Origin of the sequence: Sphingopyxis sp. FD7 (assembly GCF_003609835.1) — a bacterium.
Classification (GTDB): Bacteria; Pseudomonadota; Alphaproteobacteria; order Sphingomonadales; family Sphingomonadaceae; genus Sphingopyxis.
Window position 1 is genome coordinate 97,685 of record NZ_AP017899.1, and the last position, 19,517, is coordinate 117,201.

The following is a 19,517-nucleotide window of genomic DNA, read 5'->3' on the forward strand; positions in this document are numbered from 1 at the left end:
CCCATCAAGGCCAGAAGCCTAACCGCTTCAACCAAAGGCCGGATAGATTCATGCAACCCGAGCCAACTGTACCGATCAGAATCATCTTGCGGCGGGAGGCGTCCATAGATTGTCGAAAATCCCGCGCTGCGGGACCCCGCCCAACACACGGAAGGCCTGGGTCAGCGCATCAAACAGCATCTCATGGGTCTGGAGCGGATAGGCCCGGACGATGAACGCCCGGCTGTGTGACAGCTTTGTGTGCGCTACCTGCAATCTGGTCTGCTTGCCGGCGATAATCGCCCAGTCTTCGCTCCAGTCGAACTGGAACGCTTCACCCGGCGCAAAAACCAGAGGTACGAAGGTCCCGCGACCGCTGGTCTGCTGATCGCGCTGCCGGTCAGCCTTCCATGCCCGCACAAAGGCGGCGACACGGCCATAACCGCCATCAAAGCCAAGGGACACAAGGTCGGCATGCATCTGCTTCGCCGTGCGCCTCTGTTTGCGCGACTTGCCTGCCTCGATCCGCAACCAGCCTGACAGCTTCTCGGCATACGGGTCCAGCTTGCTTGGCCGATCAGGCACTTTGAACTTCGGTTCAACCGTGTTGGCCCGAAGGTGCTTGCGAATCGTGTTCCGCGACAGCCCTGTGCGCCGCTCAATCTCCCGGATCGGCATCCCCTCTCGGAAATGCCAGCGCCGGATTACGCTCAATAATGCCATGTCGATCACTCCATGTTGCCTCCAAACCTTCGCTCGGAGGCGGTTCAAACATGGGTCAGTTCTCGACGAAAATTTATAACCCTCCCGGGTCAACTCTCAGTGGAAATCAACAACGAGCTGGCTTCATCTCCGATTTCTTCGGCCGCAGCAGCCATTGTCTCGGCCTTGGCGAGAAGCGCTTCGCCCGCCTCAGTCAGTTCCTGCCCGGTACGCTGTCGTTCAAAGAGCGCCACGCCGAGACGCGCTTCAAGTCGCTTGAGCTTTCGCGCAACGGTGGTGGCGTCTTGTCGAAGCAGGACGCTGGCTTTGCCGATCTGCCCTGTTTGCGCGACAGCAATGAAGGCGCGGATGTCTTCCCAGTTGAGGTGCTGCATATTTGCAGGTCATACCTGTGATCTATCTCGTTGTCTGCAGAATTCCTGGGAGTATTTGGGGAGGATAAGAACCACGCGGAGGATATCTGCATGCGTCAGATCGACCATTTCATCGTCGGCGACAGCCCGGCCCCGACCCGCAAGCACGCCATCTGGAACCCGTCGACGGGCGAAGTGCAGGCCGAGGTTGCGCTGGGCGATGCAGCCCTGCTCGCCCGCGCAGTGGAGACTGCCAAGCGCGTCCAGCCCGCCTGGGCCGCCACCAACCCGCAGCGCCGCGCGCGGGTGATGTTCGCCTTCAAGGCGCTGGTCGAGGCGAACATGCAGAGCCTCGCCGAGATGCTCTCGTCCGAGCATGGCAAGACCGTGCCGGATGCCAAGGGCGATGTGCAGCGCGGGCTGGAAGTGATCGAATATGCCTGCGGGTTGCCGCAGATCATGAAGGGCGAATATACCCACGGCGCAGGGCCCGGGATCGATGTCTATTCGATGCGCCAGCCGCTCGGCATTGGCGTGGGCATCACCCCGTTCAACTTCCCGGCGATGATCCCGATGTGGATGTTCGGCATGGCCTGCGCGGCGGGCAATGCCTTCATCCTCAAGCCCTCGGAGCGCGATCCGAGCGTGCCGGTGCGGCTGGCCGAACTGTTCCTTGAGGCGGGTGCGCCCGAGGGTCTGCTTCAGGTCGTCCACGGCGACAAGGAGATGGTCGACGCGATCCTCGACCACCCGGATATCGCCGCGATCAGCTTTGTCGGAAGCTCGGACATCGCGCAGTACATCTACGCGCGCGGCTCGGCGAACAACAAGCGCGTGCAGGCCTTCGGCGGGGCGAAGAACCACGGGATCGTGCTGCCTGATGCGGACCTAGATCAGGTGGTCACCGACCTCACCGGCGCGGCCTTCGGCTCGGCGGGCGAACGCTGCATGGCGCTGCCGGTGGTGGTGCCGGTAGGCGAGGAGACGGCGGAGCGCCTCAAGGAGAAGCTGCTCAAGTCCATCGCTGCCTTACGCATCGGGGTCTCCAACGATCCCGAGGCGGATTACGGCCCGGTTGTGACCCCTGAACACAAGGCGAGGATCGAACAATGGATCACCACCGCCGAGGAAGAAGCCGCCGAGATCGTCGTCGACGGGCGCGGGTACACCTTGCAGGGACATGAGAAGGGCTTCTTCGTCGGCCCGACGCTGATCGACCACGTCACCCCGCAGATGAAGAGCTATCAGGAAGAGATTTTCGGCCCCGTGCTCCAGATCGTGCGCGCCAAGGACTTCGAGGAAGCCGTGCGCCTGCCCTCCGAGCACCAATATGGCAACGGCGTTGCGATCTTCACCCGCAACGGCCACGCCGCGCGCGAATTTGCCGCGCGCGTGAATGTCGGGATGGTCGGCATCAACGTGCCGATCCCGGTGCCGGTCGCCTATCACTCCTTCGGCGGGTGGAAGCGGTCAGGGTTTGGCGACATCGACCAGTACGGCACCGAGGGCCTGCGGTTCTGGACCAAGAACAAGAAAATCACCCAGCGCTGGCCCGACGGCTCGCCCGACGGCTCCAACGCCTTTGTCATCCCGACGATGGGGTGAGCGCCAGCCGATCCTTGCGGCGATGGGCAAGGCGGTGATCCATGCCGGCGCTGCTGGCACGGGGCAGGCGGCCAAGATTTGCAACAACATGCTGCTCGCGATCCATATGATCGGCACCTGCGAAGCCTTTGCCATGGCGCAGAAGCTGGGGCTGGACGCGCAGACCTTCTACGACATCTCCAGCGTCTCAAGCGGCCAGTGCTGGTCGATGACGTCCTATTGCCCGGTTCCCGGCGTTGGCCCGGTGACTCCGGCAGACAATGATTATCAGGGCGGGTTTGCCGCCGGGCTGATGCTCAAAGACCTCAAGCTGGCAATGGAGGCGGCCGATGGGGCAGGGGCGAAGGTCGAGCTCGGCGAGCACGCCCGTGCGATCTATGAAGCTTTCGCCAAAGAAAGCGCAGGATTGGATTTTTCCGGATTGATACGTGGCCTTAGCTGATCTCCAATTGTTATGCGTTGCCGCGAGCAACTGACCAGAACACAGCGGGCCTGCTTGCAAAATGGTCGAGAAGGCTAATTCATCGAGTTTTTGAAGTAGCCAAACTGGCATTTACCGAACATCGATGGGGCCCGATTTTTCAGCCAGTTTCGGCCACGAGCCCGCTGCGGATACCCAAATGCCGACATTCGGCTTAAGCCCCTTCTAGCCAGAGCCAGCCGTTCCGCAACCGGCTGAGACGCAGTCGATATGTCGGTCCGTTCGTTAGAACACAGATTGTCGGGTTCTGGCAGAACCTGCCGTCGGACACGCCGTGCGCAAATGACCGGGAAGTCCCAGAGCCGGTCAATTGGACCATGCAGCGTGCTCAAAAACACGAACTACAGAAATCTCTCTCCAGCATGGTTCTCGAACAGCGCTGCGTCGCGGACATAGCCGAGCAGCACTTCGACCTTTTTTTGCCGTGATACCTCCTGCATCTTCGGCAAGGAGGCCCCTGCCTTGGCCGCCTCGGTAAGAAACCCTGACCGCAGGGAGTGAGCGCCGACCGCCACAGGATCGAGCCCAACCTTTTCGGCGTAGCGCTGGATCAGCCGAGCAACCGAGCGATCTGACATGGGCTCCTTCCTCATCAAGCCCTGAGCATCGGTTCGATAGAAAAGGGGACCTGCCTCCCCTCCCCTTACGCTCAGCCATTCGTTGAGGCGTGGACCGGGCTTGAGCACCTTGCCCGAGGGCACCGCTATGACTTGCCCTGCCCCCTCCTGGTCGGTCTTAGAATGCCGGATCGTCAGCTTGAGCCCCTCGCGCACCAGCTCGAGGTCGGCCAGCTGCAGCGCGACCAGTTCGGAACGCCGCAGCGCCGCCGCCAGCCCAAGAGCCATGACCGCCCGGTCGCGGATCGCACGCGGGCTTTGCCCTTCGGCAGCTGCAATCATCCGCGCCAGATCAGCTGCCAGAATTGCGCTCTTCTTGCGCGTCGGCCGTGCGCGCTGCTCGCGCCGGATCCCGGCAAGTGTGTCGCCAATGACATCACGCGGATCGCGATGCTGGGGTGCGACCTGTCCCGCCTGCCTGTGGTGCCAGGCGATGGCCGCAAGGTGCCGTCCGATGGTACTATCCGCCCTCCCCGCCTGCGCCAGCGAAGCAAGGTATGTGGCCACGGCCTCTGGCATAGCCGGCATAGGCTCAAGATCGCGCGTCCAGCACCATTCCTCGAACTGCCGCCAGTCGCTGTCATAAGCCCGCACAGTGTTGGCCGCCTTGGACCGCGCCCGGTACGAGCGCGCCGCCTCGATCTCAGCCGCGAGCTGCGGCGGGATCGCATTCCCCAGCGGCGCGAGCGCTGCTTCATCTGAAAGCCCCAAGGCCCTGCTGTTGTGATCGTTCAAGGCAACACTCCGGAAGCTTCAATGCTGCTGGCGTTCTTCCAAACAGCCTTCGTGGCAGGGGCGAAATCGCACCGAATTTCGCCTGCTTTATAGAGATAAAGGTGTCGTCCGTGAAGGGCTCTTATCGGACAGCAAAGGCACCGTACAAGCTGGATATACTTTTTAGGCCATTTATATACTATCTGGCCGATGGCATCCGCCCCAGCACCCTGGCAACTGACGCTTGCTCGCATCGAAGGCGCCCTCCCCTTCATCTCACCCGAGCTGTCCGAATGCCTTGCGCTGGCCTCACTCCGGCGCCTCTGGCGCGTACAAGTGCGCGATTATCCGTTTGATAATATTGGAATTGAACACAATCCGGGGCTTGAGGCCGACGAGCTTGTGCGCTCGTGGTACTCCGAAGAACGCCGTCAGCTCTTGTCGTGGATCAGCCGGCGAGGTCACCCTCCTCTCGCCCACGCTGCCAAGCTGGTCATGGCCGCGAAAAGTCACTCCGAAGGATTCAGCGAGACATACAGGCCCGCCGATCGCGCGCTCGAACGGCTCGATGCGCTGCTGCCGACCAGCGATCCGATGGGCACCCTCCTTGAATGGCTGGCGGAACTGCGAACTGAGGAAATCGATTTCCTCGAGGGCGGCAGTGAGATGGTCCAGGTCGGTGGGTTCGCTGTTACACGTTCGGCGCCGCGGGGTGCGGCTTGGGCTGCGTCGCTCGCGGCCGCCATGCGGCCACACTTGTTTAGGTTGGGGTCGGCTCCAATGGCGCTTGCTGGGGTCATGCCGCGGGCTGTGTTCCGTGAACTCCATGAAGAGCCCTTGCCCGTTGTGCTTCGCGCGGCGCTCCAGGTAGCCAGCGAAAAGGCTGAGGTCGATTTGCGCTTCCTGCGAAGGGCTGTCGTTCGGGCCGACGCAGTACTTTCTGGGTTGTACGCCTCTTCGACTGCTCCGCAAACCTGGCGAATGATCGTCAGCTTGGGCCCACTTACCCGAGCTGAGCTCGCTCGGGGACTGGGTGTAACAAAGCGCACCGCTTCTCAATCGGTAGCTTCACTTCAGGCGGCAAGTATGGTGCTCCTTCGGCAGACCGACGGCGCTATATTGCCGGCCAGTGCTGATCTAGAACGGCGCGAATAGCCTCTTCCGCTTCCTGCCGTGTCGCGCCGCCCTTATTCAGCAACGTGACACGGACGCCCTTACGGTCAGCCCCATCGATCCGAAGCACTGGCTTCCCACTGGCACTGGCCACGGTTTCAGGCTTTCCTGACTTCTTGGGGGATCCTGACTTCTTGGGGGGGTCTGCCGCGAGAGCGAGCGCCTTGATCACCTCAATCACAGACATCGACTTGCCAGTCTGCTCGCGCTCTGCAGCAAGACGTTCCGCCTCACGGAAGGCGCGCTCCCGTCGATCCTCAGGCTTGAGGAGCGCTTTGAGCGCAATCGCATTGCGAATGCCAAGCTCCTGCGGATTGGCAAATGCCCTGGTCAGCCCATCTGGCAGCCGTGCCAGATCGAGATACCGCGTTAGCCAGCTTTCGGAGACTTTAAGCCTTTCCGCCATCGTCTTCTGCCGACCATCGTAATAGGCCGTCAGGGCGCGCAGATAGTCTTTTGCGCGTTCGAGATCGGTGAGATCATCCCTCGCCCGGTTTTCAATGTCCGCGAGCCTGAAGGCCTCTTCATCGCCCATCTCGCGTACGTCGACGAGAAACTTAAAGTCTGGATAGTTGTGCGAGCGCAGCCAGCTGATCGACCAGTGTCGGCGCGCTCCGCAAATCACCTCAAACTCAAACCCGTCATCTCCTGATAGGCGACGGACGATCGCGGGTATCTCCTGGCGCCCTTGAGCCTTGATACTCTCAATAAGGTCCGCGCAGCGTTCCTCATTAAGCAGAGCATAGTTGCGGTTATGGCCTGCCCACATCCGACACTTTGCTGGGTCAACAAGCTCATGTGTGCGAGAAACAATCGCTCCCGACGCCAGGTCAGCAAGACGGTTTGAACGCCCCGTAAGCACGTTTGAGGCAATGCTCGATCTACGAGGGGCAGCAGTATCCTCGGTCAGGTCAATACCTGCCGCCAGATCAGCCGCAAAACCACTGTTCTTCCTACTCATGCAAGCCTCCCATTAGCAGAATTGCACGCGTGCAATTTTCCAGCGGCTCATACCAAAGCCTCCTGGCGGAGGCGCTTCTGATGGCTGGGCCACATCGATCGAATATCAACTTCGATTTCCGAATTCACGCCATCAAGATAGTTCAGGCAACGGTTGCGAACCGCCGAACTCGTGGCAGGGCCATCAAGCTCATACACTGTCATCAGCCGCGCTGTAGCATTGTCGATCTCGGCCGAGTCCTTGAGAGGCGTGCGAACCATCGCATGCCCGAATAGCGTCCGCATCAGCTGCAACAGCTCTTTCTGCATCGATTTATTCTCATCGACCTTGGACGCGACAAAGCGGAGGAACTTCAATTCTGGAGCGAGACCACGGTCTGCCAGCTGCTCAATCGTTTCATCTAGCATCGAGAGGAATGCAGCCGTCGAGGAGAAATCCATAACAGTCGGCGGTACCGGCACGACCAATGCGTTAGCGGCCCGCAGCACGGACAGCGAGATCGCCCCGAGGGCAGGCGGCGGATCCATCACCACGACATCGAACCGATCCGATATACTCTCGATTCCCTCCTTCAGGCGGTCAAGAAGCGCGCCGTTCCCCTGCGCCATCCGTGCGGCTAGTTCGTATTCGGAATTGAACAAACGAAGGTTGGCGGGAATGAGCTCCAGACCGTCGAAGTGAGTCTTGCGGAGCGCGTAGTCCAGAGATGATCGCTCCCCCTCACGAAGGAACGGATAAAGGGTATCATCTTCGGTGAGGTCGAGATCGGGCACATACCCAAAAAGGGTCGTCGCCGAGGCTTGGCTGTCGCAATCGACGAGCGCAACACGGTAGCCTCTAATGGCCAGATACTGAGCGAGGTGAACGGCCAAAGTCGACTTGCCAACACCTCCCTTGAAGTTCTGGACAGCCACGACACAGCAGGGATCGTTTGGAGCCCGATAGGGTCTTGTCCCGAACACGCCGCGCATGTCGTTCAGCTGGGCAAGCGTATATCTCTCTCGCCTGTTGTTGTCGGTCCTCGCAGGCTCTGGCAGGCGACCGTCCTTTTCCGCATCACGGATAGCAGCCGGCGTGCGACCCACAAGTTCGGCCGCTTTCCCGATTGTAAAGGTTGGCTCGCGCCGGTCATCTGCCCTAGCGCTTCGCGCGGAATCCCGGAGCTTTTCGAGTACCGAGGACGTTCGACTGGCCAGCGTCGCGACCGAGACCAAACGCTCGGCTTCTTCAATCTGAAGTCCGTTTGACACATGCCTTCCTTTCGCAATTCCGCATGTGCTACACCGAATTGCGCTTTTCGGTCAAGAAAATCGGGAATTTCGAAAGTTGGAGCGCGTCATCGGTGAGAAATCTGGGTCGCCGCGCCCTATCCTGACTCGGTGGGGGCTTAGAAAATTGCACGCGTGCAATTTCTGCCGTTCAGGGTCGGCCCCGGCGATTGAACCACCCCTCACAGAACCCTTTCCAGGCGGCGATCAACTTCGCACCGCGAAGCATCTCCAAACGCTCACCCATATGCTCGCGAAAGCCGTTGGCGATCAGATCTACGTCCCAACCACCGCCATGCCTGCGGCCTATTTCAAGGAGGTCGTCATGACCGAAGCGCAGCGTTCCCACTGGGAATGTCGCCTCGGATGGCTTCTTGGCTGAGACTGCTCCTCGCGGTGCCGGAATAGCCCCCTGCCCCACTGTAACGCTCTCTACAGCCCCATCACGCCTCGCCTGGCGTCCAGCTGAATGACGATCAAGCTCGTCGACAGTCTCAAGCACCTCCGGCGCGCCTTTGGGCTCGAACCGGAACTCGATCTCCGTGACTGTTCGACCCTGCCTGATTTCCCGCCACTCAACACGGAAGTGAGCAAGCTGGTCAATTTCGGATTTCGCCTTCTCCAGAACCTTGCGCCGAAGTTGAGCGAAGTCTGTGTAAACATCTGGTGGGATACCCAATGCTGCGCGCAGCGCCTGCATGTCTCCCCGCCAAGTTGCTTGTCGACGATGAAGCCGAAGTGCCCCCAGCTCATACAGCTTCAAGGCGTAGTTCGAACGAAAGCCAAGCACTGCTTGCCGATTGAGCACAGCATAGGTTTCGGATGCCTGGATGAGCTTGCGAGCATCTGGGGTGAATTCCCACTCGATCCATCCAGTCTCGCCGCCCTCCTCATCTGTCTCCTCCTTCGACCGCGAGATCAGGGAGAACAGGAGCGTCGCCTTCTTTCCCCGCCAGGATTTGTCATCGACGGCAAACAGCGTTCGGTGCAGTTCCTGAAGCATGTCGGTAATCCGCTCATTGCCCTTGTGGCCTCGCCGAATGTCCGCCTTACGTATGCGGTGAGGGCGATCCTCCCAGGCGTCACCCCCAGCTGTGAGGATCATGAGAGCGAGTAGTCGCGAAGCTGTCAGACTGAGAGATTCGCCTTTGACAAACTTGATTTCGATGATGCTGCCTGGCTTGGCGAACTCGTCGCCGCCCTTTGCCTTCAACGCGGCAGCAACCCGCATCGCACGGCCAGGGGATCCTTCCTCGGGCTTCTCTTCAGGAGCCTCGGCTATTGGGCTAACATCCGTTTCCATGCCATATTGCGATCAAAGCTTGATTCTTGATGTGCTGATTGCTGCCTGACCTGACCTCATCAGTCAAGTCAGGTCAGGATCAAGAGATGGCCGCAGCCCCCAAGAAGTCAGGATTGAGCCGGTCGGATCTCGGGTCTGAATCACCCAAGAAACCGCGAGTCGCTAGGTTCTCCAGCAGGGCTTAAAATCGCGCTTGATTTTGATGCCTACGAGATCCAAAAATCCGGCCAAGCGGGCGATGGATCAACATCTAGACGGCTGCCCCCAAAAGGTCAGGAAGGCCCCAGAAGGTCAGGTGAGTTCCCCCGGCAAGTCAGGGTTAAGCCCCCGGCAAGTCAGGTAAAATCCCCCAACTGGTCAGGCAAGTCAGCGTAGGCAACTGATTTCACTACCAATTTACGCTCCGAATCTGAATCTTTAGAATCATGAATCCTTCCGCTGCAAGCAGCGGCGTTTTTTTATGATTGTTTTTCGAGATTACGCGACGTCGCGAGGAGCATTCTCGGCTCAGACCAACCAAACGTCCTTGCACACGTTCTAAAAGTCGAGGCAGTGGTCAATCGCCTCAATGAATCACAGATGCTCCTGTGATTCAAATTTCCAGTTGGACCGAATGCTCAGCGTTCTGCCACCGGTTCCATATGGAGACGCCGAAGAACCAGTCGTGGCATTGGCAAGCAATAGACCCGTCCCGCAACGTCGCGCGCGACTATCATCTCTGGGTTGAGACCGATCTGTTTGGCTGGACAACCGTTGAGCGGCGCTGGGGACGAATTGGTACGAAAGGGCAGGGGGTGACCACCAGCTTTCCGGACAGAAGACAGGCAGACACAATCGCACAGCAGATCCGGATCCGGCGCGAAAGCGCATTTAAGCGGATTGGTGTTCGCTACCAGGCAGTCGAGTGACTTCCCTCAACATTTAGGCGGCTCTTCAGAGCTGAACACTTCTCCATAAAACTCCCCAGTTCCGCCAAAGGGAGAGGGGGAAGGCCTGATGCGGTTCAGCATCAGGAGCAGACCGTGACCGACCTTTTTAAACAATCCAGCCAGAAGCTGGACGCAGCAATCACCGAAATCCAGCACGCCATCGCCACCGGACTGGCGAACAAGCAACGCCTGTTTGAGACGATGCGCCAGCTCTACGGGGAGGGCTCCGCAAACGGCGCCTGGAGCCAGAGGGACGCTTTTGACCTGCTCGAGGCGGCCTTGACGCGCCACATGGCCGGACTGCTGAACAAACCTCAGATGCTGACCCAGATTTCGGAGATCAGTGCGCTTATCGAGGCACTGCCGACACACACGGTCAGAAGTGAAGACCAGATCAGGTTCCAGCAATTCTCGACGCCCGCAGACCTCGCAGCGCTATCCGTGATTTTGGCGCAGCCACTCGCAACCGATATCGTTCTTGAACCGAGCGCCGGACATGGCGCTCTCGTGGCAACTTTGCCTGATGTCAGCGCATTACATCTCAACGAAATCGATCCGCGCAGGCGTGAAAAGCTGGCACTGCTGTTTCCCGATGCCACCATCACAGGGATCGATGGAGCCATGCTGGCTTCCCATCTCGACGCGGCTGTGCAGCCAAGCCTGATCCTCATGAACCCGCCGTTCTCCCGGTCAATGGGACGAGGAGCAGACGAGTTCGCAGCGGTGCGTCACCTGCGCGCTGCCATAACGCGCCTCAGGCAAGGGGGACGGATCGTCGCGATCATGCCGGACTGGTTCACGACGAGCGCAAAGCTTGCGAAAATCTACGAAGACACCTTTGCCTCTTGCACGGTCCGCACATCCATCCGGCTCGATAAATGCTATCACAAGCAGGGCACCAGCGTGGCCGTGCGCTTGTACGTGATCGACAAGATCCCGGGTCAGATCAAACCTGCAGTTTTGGCGCGGGAGACAGTTGCTGACGTCGCGTCTGCGGTTCCAATCATTAAACGCGTGACAGCCCAACCCGACTGCGAGCCGCGCGCGGCGCCGCCGAAGGCAAAACCGGGTGTGCTCTTCAAAGCCATGCGGGCAACGCCCATCACAAAGCCTGTCAAAGCGAGGGCAGCCCAAACCCCCAAGATCGAAGCACTGGCGTTCAACACATTGGACAAGCCGCGCGTTCTCGGTGAGCAAAGCGGGGTCTACATCCCGTACCGGCCAAGCCGGGTCGACATTGTTGGCGCACGCGAGCATCCGACGCCGCTCGTCGAAAGCGTGGCCATGGGCTCGATCCCGGCACCTATCCCAGATTATGTCCCGGCGCTGCAGGACCGGGTCCTTCAGGAAAGCCTGCTGTCCGAGGCCCAGATCGAAACTGTCATCTATGCCGGGAACGCGTGGCAGCAGTATCTGCCTGGCCTGTTCGTTCCCGCTGAAGAAGGCGTTGGCCTGCAACTCGACGAGCATGGGCGCGCCTACCGCAAAGGCTATTTCCTTGGCGATGGCACGGGGGCAGGGAAGGGCAGGCAGATCGCCGCCTGCATCCTTGATGGCTGGCTTGCGGGACGCCGCAAGGCCATCTGGATATCGAAGAACGAAAGCCTGCTCGAAGACGCGCGCCGCGACTGGAGTGCTATCGGAGGGCTAGCGGCCGACATTCAGCCGCTTTCCAACTGGAAGATCGATCAGGCGGTTCCGTTTCGCGAAGGGATCCTGTTCGTCACTTACCCGACCCTTCGCAGCCAGCGTCAGGACGCCACCCGCCTGAAGCAGCTGCTCGATTGGGCGGGCGAGGATTTCGACGGTGTCATCGCCTTCGATGAGAGCCACGAGATGGGCGGGGTTGCAGGAGGCGAGGGCGCCCGCGGCACGAAAAGCGGATCGCTGCAGGGAATCGCCGGCGTGCTGCTGCAAAACAACCTGCCCGATGCCCGGGTTCTTTACGCCTCTGCGACTGGGGCCTCGGAGGTCAACAACCTTGCCTATGCCGTGCGGCTTGGTCTGTGGGGACCTGGCACCGCGTTTGCCAACAGGGAAGATTTCATCAGCCAGATCAGGGCAGGGGGCATCGCTGCGATGGAACTCGTGTCGCGGGACCTCAAGGCACTGGGCCTCTATCAGGCGCGCGCGCTTAGCTTTGCAGGCGTCGAATACGACATCCTGAAACATGATCTGACCGCCGAACAGATCGCCGTCTACGACACTTATGCCGACGCCTGGGCGATCATTCATCAGAACCTTGAGGAGGCGCTGGAGCTGACCGGTGTCGTCGACGAGATCGACGGCACAACGCTCAACAGCGGTGCGAAAGCCGCAGCGCGAAGCCGGTTTGAAAGCACCAAGCAGCGGTTCTTCAACCAGCTGCTGCTGTCGATGAAGCTGCCCACGCTGATTGCTGCCATCAATCTCCATCTGGACCGCGATGAGGTGGTTGTCGTCCAACTGGTTTCGACCGCCGAAAGCATCCTCGATCGCCGTCTCGACAGCCTCTCGCCAGAAGAGCGCGCGGAGCTCGACCTCGACCTCAGCCCGCTCGACGCCGTGATCGAGTACCTCGAGCGCGCCTTCCCCACGCAACAGATGCAGGTATTCGTCGATGACATCGGCACCCAGCGCTCGGCACCGATGTTCGACGAGGAAGGCCGTCCAGTCCACAACCAGACTGCGATCGCCCGCCGCGCCGAGATGATCGAGCACCTGTGCGCCATGCCGCCGATCAAGCCTGCCCTTGACGGGATCATCGAGCACTATGGACCGGAGAAGGTCGCCGAGGTGACCGGACGCAGCAAGCGGCTCATAAACCAGAGCGACGGCCAGCAGCGTCTCGAGACCCGCTCGCCGCGGACGAACCAGTCCGAGACAGACCAGTTCATGGATGGCAGGAAGCCGATCCTAGTCTTCAGCGACGCGGGCGGCACCGGGCGATCGTACCACGCCAGCCTTGACGCAGCTTGCCAGAAGCGGCGCATCCACTTCCTGCTTGAGCCTGGATGGCGAGCCGACCGCGCCATCCAGGGGCTGGGCCGAACGCACCGGACCCATCAAGCCAACACACCGCTGTTCCGGCCTGTGACCACCAACTGCAAGGGGGAACTGCGGTTCACCAGCACCATTGCGCGCAGGCTCGACAGCTTAGGGGCGCTGACGCGAGGCCAACGCCAGACTGGCGGCCAGAACCTCTTTGACCCTGCCGACAATCTCGAAAGCGAATATGCCAAGGCGGCTCTCTCGACCTGGTTTGCCTTGCTGGCGGACGGCAAGCTCAAGAGCGCAACGCTGATCGATTTCCAGCGCCGAAGCGGGCTCAAGATTGTCTCTGAAGACGGCATTCTCGAAGAGGACCTTCCGCCGATCCAACGCTGGCTCAACCGCATCCTCGCGCTGCCGATCGGAATGCAGAATGCGATCTTCGAGGAGTTTTTGGGGTTGGTCGAAGCGCGAGTGTCCGCAGCGCGCCAGGCCGGATCGCTCGACGTTGGCGTCGAGACCTTGCGGGTTGAACAGGCCGAGGTTGTCGAAGACATAGTCCTGCGGACCGACGGGCGAACTGGCGCCACGTCACACTTGCTGCAGCTGGCTCTCAAGACGAGAGCGCGGCCGATCTCGCTTGAACGTGTTCTTGAGCGCCGCAACTACGCTGACGGCTGCATTCTGCTCCACAATACCAAGAGCGGGAAAGCAGCTATGGCCGAACCTTCGCGGCACTTCATGACCGAGCAAGGCGAGCTGATCAGGCGAGTTATCCTTCACCGTCCCCTGCGGCGGGAGTACCACCACTTCGATGACCTTGCGGAATCGGCTTGGGAAGAAGCTCCGAGCCAAACCTTCGAAAAGCTGTGGCAAAGCGAGGTTGCGGAGCTTGCCGAACGGCTCACCACAGAGACCGTGTACCTTGCGACCGGACTTCTCCTGCCGATCTGGTCGAGCCTTCCCATCGACTATCTGGAGGTCCGGCGGATCGTGGACGAGGAGGGCAGAAGCTGGCTCGGCCGCATGGTCCACGAACTCGATGTGGCGAAGCTGCTCGAGAAATTCGACATTGCCTCCACCGTTGAACTGAGCCCGGATACGATCATCAGGGCGCTCAGCGAAAGCCGGATCATCCCGATCAAGCAGCCGTTTGAGGCGACCATCAAAGGCTCCCGCGTGGCAGGCGAGCAGCGCTACGAAATCGTCGGTGCACCTGTCGATCAGCTGCCCTGGCTGAAGAGCATCGGCTGCTTCACCGAGATCATTTCCTTCCGGACACGGGTATTCATTCCGAAAGCAACCGCTTCATCGCTGATCAGCGCTCTGCTTCGCGTGTGAGATATGAGTTATACAAGCTGCTACCCCGATGACCAAGGTGTAGCCTCTGAGGTTACACCTCTGTTGACTCTTTGTGTAACTTGTGGGATTACACCTTCATGGAAATCGGAAGCATCCGCCACAAGGCGCTTCGCAGGTTTGCTGAGACCGGGAAGCCAGCAGGGCTGATGGAGGTTGACCGGCTCCGTCGCATGCTGGCGTTCATTGCTTCGGCAGAGAGCCTGGATGAGCTGGCGGTGCCACCGAATTTCGGGTTTCATCCCCTCACTGGCGACAGGGAGGGATACTTTGCCATGACGGTAACCCGAAACTGGCGGCTGACATTCACAATGATCGACGAACTCACCGTCGCTGATCTCGATCTGGAGGACTATCACTGATGGCTATCAAGCTCCATGACAGCTTCGCGATCCATCCGGGCCCTTGGTTGCTCGAAGAGATCGTGAAGCCTTACAACATGAATGTGTCGAGCACCGCAGATCATCTCAAGGTTACTCGGCCTGCGTTGAGCCGCTTGCTGAATGGCAGGGCTGCGCTGACCCCGGAGATGGCGATCCGATTCGAGAAGGCATTTGGTGTTTCTGCCGCCACCATGCTGCGGATGCAGTCCGCCTATGATCTTGCGCAAGCCAAAGGCGGATCGGAGACGATTTCTATCGAGCGCGTGCGCGAGCCTGCATAGCAGGACTCTATTGGGTCGCCGATGACCCAAGTCACGTTGGAACTCCCTCCATCGGATGTCCCGCCTGACTGACAATGCGCGTACTGGCCAAGAGGTTATCGTTTCGGACCGACATGGGCCAATTCTGTCCCGCTAGATCGCAGGGTCCCAATCCTTCGGCCCGGTCAAAGGCAAAGTCACCTTTGTTTCCCGTTCTTTCTACCTGGCCAATCAAGGCCATGGAGAAAGATGATGACCTATTCTCACTTCGACCCCGCCATGCAGAACCGCGTTGTGTGGAATGCCGGCAGAACCGTCGGCACCAAGCGGCCGCTCACCCAAAAGCAGATTTGGGCGATCCGGTTCTTCCTTGATCGCGAGGAGCGGCTCCGCGACCGTGCGCTGTTCGACCTGGCGATCGACAGCAAGCTGCGGGGCTGCGATCTGGTGAAGCTCAAGATTGGCGACCTCGTGGCCGGTTCTGAAGTCCGCGACCGCGCGATGATCATCCAGCGGAAGACCGGGCGGCCCGTACAATTTGAAGTTACCGCGGACGCCCGCACGAGCCTGGCAACATGGTTGCTGCGACGGGGCGGCAGCCTCGATGATTTTGTGTTCCCAAGCAGGATCCATTCCGGCCAACCGATGAGCACGCGGCAGTATGCTCGCCTCGTCGATGAATGGGTCACCGCGGTCGGGTTGCGGCGTGAATACTACGGCACTCATTCCATGCGGCGCACCAAAGCAGCCATGATCTACCGGACAACCGGAAATCTGCGGGCGGTCCAAATTTTGCTTGGCCATTCCAAGATCGAGAACACGGTCCGATATCTTGGGGTCGACGTTGAGGATGCTCTTGTCCTGGCGGAGCGCATCGAGATCTGACAATAATTGCGGCCGTCGGGCAAGCTCCGATGGCCGCTTTTGTCGAAGTCCGAAGATCACCGAACCGGCAACAATTGGGTGGATAGCTGACTTGCTGCGAGAGCCTTAGAAAGGATTGTCCGCATCCCAGTCCCGAATGCTGTTGGCTATCGGAAGCCCGAGGGAGCGCTGCCCCATCCATAAAACACTTCGCCCGTCGTTTTCACGCGCAGCCAAGAGGTCGGTATGTGCTGTCTTCATCGCAAGTAGCAAGGCTTGGACCTCGTCCACACCGCCCACGCTTCTGGATCGCCTGCCTTCAGGCCAATCAATCTCGTATCGGCAGAAATATGACCCACTATCCAGTTCAGGCCGGAAAAAACGACAGCTTACTCGCTTCCCATCTACACTGAACGTTCGGTCAACGACTGGCGCGCTCTCTATGCTCATAGCGTGTTTCTGACTTAACGAGCGTATGGCGGCAATGGGGTCGTTTTCGGAATGTCGGCTGCTGGTGAAAAACCCGTAGAAGCTGCCTGGCTGGTTCCGTCGTCATAAGCTGAACGGCAGGAAGCTGCCTTCGCCGAGAAAAATCTGCCATTCAGTTTCCGACCCCATTGCGGACATCGCCAAAGAAGCTAAGTTATTGGATATGAGAGCCTTCAATCTCTTGGCTGTGCTAGCTGCCATAGCGTTGGCTACGGCCTCGGCACAGGCGTGTATTCTCAACGCGCCCCCTGTTGAAAGGATAAGCCGAGTTCGGGCTGACACTGTTGTCTTGGGCACGTTTATCGAGGCGTCCTACAGGGATCAAACGAGATATGGGTCTCGCCCTTGGAGTGGAACCGTCCAGGCTAAACGCGTAATCCGAGGAAAGACCAAAACCGCTCGCTTCACTATCAGTCGCAGCGGCGACAGCGCTGCTTGCGATGACGGCATAAAGGCTCCCGCTCGCGGGGATCTTTGGGTTGTGTATCTTCGGAAAGAAGCAGGCAAAGAAACTGTAGCGCTTGCGTATCCGGTTTCGGTCGCACGACAAGCTGACCCAAACCTAGCAGCGGTGCTCGAAGGCAGGTAACCACCCACTTTGCGACACTCGCGGGTGTGATGCGCCATCCCGAAAGCGGCATGTCCGCTTCGGGCAGAACTAGACGGCGATTCTGGCAGTCGCGACCGGCTGAGCCACGGTCGGCATCCGAATCTGGCTGCTCGGGCTGTGAATTGTGGCGATCCAAGGATCGCCTCCTCATGAGCATCCAACCATTAGGGCATTCTGACCTCTGACGAGCCGCGCGCTCCAAATCCGAAGAATGCCACGCTTTGCATCCGTGGGGCGACAACGAATAACCCTGAGGTCTGCGTGAAACGCAAATCAGAAGGGGAGGGGGAGGGGATGTGTGCCCGGGTGATTGCCGGGTGCACATCAGGAGTGACGACGATGCTTATTCCCTTTTCCCGGCTCTATCTGAGCGATGCCAACGTGCGCAAAACGCGCAGCGAAGAAGACGATATCCAGCTTTCCGCCGACATCGAAGCGCGCGGCCTTTTGCAGAACCTGCTGGTCACCAAGAGTAAGAAGCGCGGCAAGTTTGCCGTCATCGCCGGTGGTCGCCGGCTGCGAGCCATCGAGATGATCGTCGCGCGCGGTGCGTGGGACCCCGATACCGAGATCGAATGCAAGCTGCTTGAGGGCAGCGAAGAGGAAGCTGGCGAGGCCTCGCTGGCTGAGAACTTCCAGCGCGTCGGGATGTCACCGGCTGAGGAATGCCGCGCCTTCCAGCACTTCATCAAGGAAGGCAGCGATGTTGCCGCGGTCGCCAAACGCTTTGGCCTCACCCAGCGCTTTGTGGAAGGCCGTCTGCGGCTCGCCAATCTCGCCGAGCCGATCTTCGAAGCGCTTGCCAAGGGCGATGTCACTCTCGAAATCGCGAAAGCCTATGCTGCTACCGATCAGCACGAGGTGCAGCTGCGGGTCTTTGAGCAGATGCGCTATGCCTATAACCCAAGCGCCGATGCCATCCGGCGTATGGTGGCGAGCGGTTCCATGCGCGGCAACGACCCGATTGCGCTGCTGATTGGCGAAGATGCCTATGTGGCCGCCGGCGGCAAGATCGAACGCGACCTCTTCAGCGAAGCCGCAGATGATCGCTGGATCGACATCGAGATCGCCCACAGGCTTGCGGCCGAGAAGATGGAAGCCGGAGCCCAGCGGATCGCTGCTGAAACGGGCCTTGCCTGGATTAGCCCGGTGGCGTCGACCAATTCCTGGCAGGCGCGCAGCGAAATGGGCGTTACTGCGGTTCGCCTCCCGCCCGCACCGCTTTCCGAAGAAGCACGTGCCCGAATTGACGCGATCGATGCCCGGATGGAAGAAATCAGCGAGATCATCGACGAAGGCAATGAAGGCGACGAGGCCGATTTTGGGCAGCTCGAGGCCGAGTATGAAGATCTCGATGCTGAGCGCAGTGACCTCAATAACCCGGTGCGCGAACTGCCCGAAGAATGGCGCAATGAGGCCGGACGGTTCCTGGTTCTCACCACCCGCGGCGAAATGGTCCTCGAGGCCGATTACTACAGCGAAAAGCGCCTTTCGTTCGAGACCGATGAGAATGGCAAGGTGACAGCGACGGCCGAAGAGCCGGTGCCAGGTTCCACCAAGCGAGGCAGCGCTGCACCTTCCAGGCCCGAGGCAGTTGCGCCGGGTACGGAAAAGCCCATCAGCGCCCGCCTGTTCGACGAGCTTTCGGTCCAGCGCCGCAATATCCTGTCAGCATCCCTCCTCAGTGATGCCGGGCTCGCGCTCGACTTCGCCATCTTCGCGCTGGCTGACAGCCGCAGCTATGAAAGCCGGGGCACCTCGATCAAGGGCGGACGACCCAGCGATCCTGCGACCGGAGAACTTTCGCAGTCCACAGCCGAAGGGATTCTCGCCGAGGCCGAAAACGCGCTCGACACGGCATGGCAGGAACATGGCTGTGCAGCACAGCGCTTCATTGCCTTCCGGGAACTTGCCGACGAAGCCAAGGCGGCGTGGCTGGCCTATGCGGTGGCCATCTCGCTCGAAGCCAAGAAGGGCTATGGTTCGGAATACCATCCGATCCATGCTGTCATGGGCAGTATGCTCGACATCGACGTTGCAGCGATGTGGCGGCCGACGGCCGAGAATTTCTTCGACCGAGTCAGCAAGACCTCGTGTCTTGCGGCACTGACCGAAGTCGGCGGCAGCGATCTTGCGGCGCGTTATGCCGCCTCGAAGAAAGCTGACCTTGCCAAGACCTGCGAGACGATCTTCGCCGGCAAGGCGATCGTTGAACAGGACGTCAAGGAAGCAGCGCTGGCCTGGTTGCCTGAAGGCATGAAGTTCACGATTGGTGCCAATCCCGCTGATCCGGTCATCCCGGACACCGACGAAAGCGACCCTGTCGCCGACGTCTGCGATGGCGATGACGGTGAAGCCGACAGCGAGGCCGAAGAGCTGATCGATGACCATGAACCTCAACACGCCTGTGAAGAAGCGGCGGTAGCCGCCTGAGGCGGTCAATCACCCCTCCTGATGACCTGGCCCGGCCACTCGC

The 19,517-nt window shown here is 60.0% G+C and carries 14 protein-coding genes and 2 pseudogenes; 10 read left to right on the forward strand and 6 right to left on the reverse strand.

What is annotated here, in order from left to right; all coding sequences use genetic code 11:
• Window positions 1-99: 99 nt before the first annotated feature.
• Window positions 100-702: pseudogene (istA, locus tag SPYCA_RS18315) on the reverse strand (IS21 family transposase); the annotation flags it as partial.
• Window positions 703-752: 50 nt separating this feature from the next.
• Here istA and SPYCA_RS19645 point away from each other — a divergent pair.
• From SPYCA_RS19645 to SPYCA_RS18330, 3 genes and pseudogenes are all read left to right on the forward strand, one after another.
• Complete coding sequence (locus SPYCA_RS19645) at window positions 753-1,097, forward strand: hypothetical protein (RefSeq protein WP_232003728.1); 345 nt, start codon at window positions 753-755, stop codon at window positions 1,095-1,097.
• A gap of 69 nt (window positions 1,098-1,166) precedes the next feature.
• The gene (locus SPYCA_RS18325) at window positions 1,167-2,660 is read left to right on the forward strand and encodes a CoA-acylating methylmalonate-semialdehyde dehydrogenase (protein ID WP_120222501.1); all 1,494 of its coding nucleotides are present in this window, start codon (window positions 1,167-1,169) and stop codon (window positions 2,658-2,660) included.
• Between the two features lie 4 nt (window positions 2,661-2,664).
• Window positions 2,665-3,102, forward strand: a pseudogene (locus SPYCA_RS18330) (NAD-binding protein); the annotation flags it as partial.
• A gap of 380 nt (window positions 3,103-3,482) precedes the next feature.
• Here the strand turns inward: SPYCA_RS18330 and SPYCA_RS18335 are convergent.
• Window positions 3,483-4,493: a site-specific integrase gene (locus tag SPYCA_RS18335; RefSeq protein ID WP_120222502.1), complete on the reverse strand. Its 1,011-nt coding sequence runs from the start codon at window positions 4,491-4,493 to the stop codon at window positions 3,483-3,485.
• A 189-nt stretch (window positions 4,494-4,682) separates the two neighbouring features.
• On the opposite strand from SPYCA_RS18335, the gene SPYCA_RS18340 reads away from it, so the two are divergent.
• Window positions 4,683-5,627, forward strand: coding sequence for a hypothetical protein (locus SPYCA_RS18340; protein WP_120222503.1), 945 nt, complete (start codon window positions 4,683-4,685; stop codon window positions 5,625-5,627).
• Here SPYCA_RS18340 and SPYCA_RS18345 read toward each other — a convergent pair.
• From SPYCA_RS18345 to SPYCA_RS18355, 3 genes are all read right to left on the reverse strand, one after another.
• Window positions 5,587-6,606: a ParB/RepB/Spo0J family partition protein gene (locus SPYCA_RS18345; RefSeq protein WP_120222504.1), complete on the reverse strand. Its 1,020-nt coding sequence runs from the start codon at window positions 6,604-6,606 to the stop codon at window positions 5,587-5,589. The genes SPYCA_RS18340 and SPYCA_RS18345 overlap by 41 nt on opposite strands.
• A gap of 47 nt (window positions 6,607-6,653) precedes the next feature.
• Window positions 6,654-7,856, reverse strand: a complete 1,203-nt coding sequence (locus SPYCA_RS18350) for an AAA family ATPase (RefSeq protein WP_058456845.1) — start codon at window positions 7,854-7,856, stop codon at window positions 6,654-6,656.
• A gap of 169 nt (window positions 7,857-8,025) precedes the next feature.
• The gene (locus SPYCA_RS18355; protein ID WP_120222505.1) at window positions 8,026-9,105 is read right to left on the reverse strand and encodes a replication initiation protein; all 1,080 of its coding nucleotides are present in this window, start codon (window positions 9,103-9,105) and stop codon (window positions 8,026-8,028) included.
• A 713-nt stretch (window positions 9,106-9,818) separates the two neighbouring features.
• Between SPYCA_RS18355 and SPYCA_RS18360 the strand changes: the two genes are divergently transcribed.
• The 5 genes from SPYCA_RS18360 to SPYCA_RS18380 all read left to right on the forward strand — a co-directional run bounded on the left by SPYCA_RS18360 (window position 9,819) and on the right by SPYCA_RS18380 (window position 15,963).
• Complete coding sequence (locus tag SPYCA_RS18360; RefSeq protein ID WP_084758700.1) at window positions 9,819-10,085, forward strand: WGR domain-containing protein; 267 nt, start codon at window positions 9,819-9,821, stop codon at window positions 10,083-10,085.
• A 114-nt stretch (window positions 10,086-10,199) separates the two neighbouring features.
• Window positions 10,200-14,417 (forward strand): strawberry notch family protein, encoded by a 4,218-nt coding sequence (locus SPYCA_RS18365; protein ID WP_443029513.1) that lies wholly within the window; start codon window positions 10,200-10,202, stop codon window positions 14,415-14,417.
• A gap of 98 nt (window positions 14,418-14,515) precedes the next feature.
• Window positions 14,516-14,797: a type II toxin-antitoxin system RelE/ParE family toxin gene (locus SPYCA_RS18370; protein WP_120222596.1), complete on the forward strand. Its 282-nt coding sequence runs from the start codon at window positions 14,516-14,518 to the stop codon at window positions 14,795-14,797.
• On the forward strand, window positions 14,797-15,099 hold the full coding sequence (locus tag SPYCA_RS18375) for a HigA family addiction module antitoxin (RefSeq protein ID WP_058456848.1): 303 nt from the start codon (window positions 14,797-14,799) through the stop codon (window positions 15,097-15,099). The genes SPYCA_RS18370 and SPYCA_RS18375 overlap by 1 nt, the downstream gene beginning before the upstream one ends.
• A gap of 231 nt (window positions 15,100-15,330) precedes the next feature.
• Window positions 15,331-15,963 (forward strand): tyrosine-type recombinase/integrase, encoded by a 633-nt coding sequence (locus SPYCA_RS18380; protein WP_054590652.1) that lies wholly within the window; start codon window positions 15,331-15,333, stop codon window positions 15,961-15,963.
• Between the two features lie 105 nt (window positions 15,964-16,068).
• Here the strand turns inward: SPYCA_RS18380 and SPYCA_RS19820 are convergent, their stop codons facing one another.
• Window positions 16,069-16,392, reverse strand: coding sequence for a DUF6968 family protein (locus SPYCA_RS19820; protein ID WP_443029514.1), 324 nt, complete (start codon window positions 16,390-16,392; stop codon window positions 16,069-16,071).
• Window positions 16,393-17,380: 988 nt separating this feature from the next.
• Here SPYCA_RS19820 and SPYCA_RS18385 point away from each other — a divergent pair.
• On the forward strand, window positions 17,381-19,474 hold the full coding sequence (locus tag SPYCA_RS18385) for a ParB/RepB/Spo0J family partition protein (RefSeq protein WP_172595174.1): 2,094 nt from the start codon (window positions 17,381-17,383) through the stop codon (window positions 19,472-19,474).
• The last annotated feature ends 43 nt before the right edge of the window (window positions 19,475-19,517 follow it).

What these genes read in the sequence shown, in the direction of transcription:
- SPYCA_RS18385 (WP_172595174.1), top strand. Translation starts at nt 17,381, where the DNA reads ATGCTTATTCCCTTTTCCCGGCTCTATCTGAGCGATGCCAACGTGCGC.
- SPYCA_RS18375 (WP_058456848.1), top strand. Translation starts at nt 14,797, where the DNA reads ATGGCTATCAAGCTCCATGACAGCTTCGCGATCCATCCGGGCCCTTGG.
- SPYCA_RS18340 (WP_120222503.1), top strand. Translation starts at nt 4,683, where the DNA reads ATGGCATCCGCCCCAGCACCCTGGCAACTGACGCTTGCTCGCATCGAA.
- SPYCA_RS18370 (WP_120222596.1), top strand. Translation starts at nt 14,516, where the DNA reads ATGGAAATCGGAAGCATCCGCCACAAGGCGCTTCGCAGGTTTGCTGAG.
- SPYCA_RS18345 (WP_120222504.1), bottom strand. Translation starts at nt 6,606, where the DNA reads ATGAGTAGGAAGAACAGTGGTTTTGCGGCTGATCTGGCGGCAGGTATT.
- SPYCA_RS18380 (WP_054590652.1), top strand. Translation starts at nt 15,331, where the DNA reads ATGACCTATTCTCACTTCGACCCCGCCATGCAGAACCGCGTTGTGTGG.
- SPYCA_RS18360 (WP_084758700.1), top strand. Translation starts at nt 9,819, where the DNA reads ATGGAGACGCCGAAGAACCAGTCGTGGCATTGGCAAGCAATAGACCCG.
- SPYCA_RS18355 (WP_120222505.1), bottom strand. Translation starts at nt 9,105, where the DNA reads ATGCGGGTTGCTGCCGCGTTGAAGGCAAAGGGCGGCGACGAGTTCGCC.
- SPYCA_RS19645 (WP_232003728.1), top strand. Translation starts at nt 753, where the DNA reads ATGGGTCAGTTCTCGACGAAAATTTATAACCCTCCCGGGTCAACTCTC.
- SPYCA_RS19820 (WP_443029514.1), bottom strand. Translation starts at nt 16,392, where the DNA reads ATGAGCATAGAGAGCGCGCCAGTCGTTGACCGAACGTTCAGTGTAGAT.
- SPYCA_RS18325 (WP_120222501.1), top strand. Translation starts at nt 1,167, where the DNA reads ATGCGTCAGATCGACCATTTCATCGTCGGCGACAGCCCGGCCCCGACC.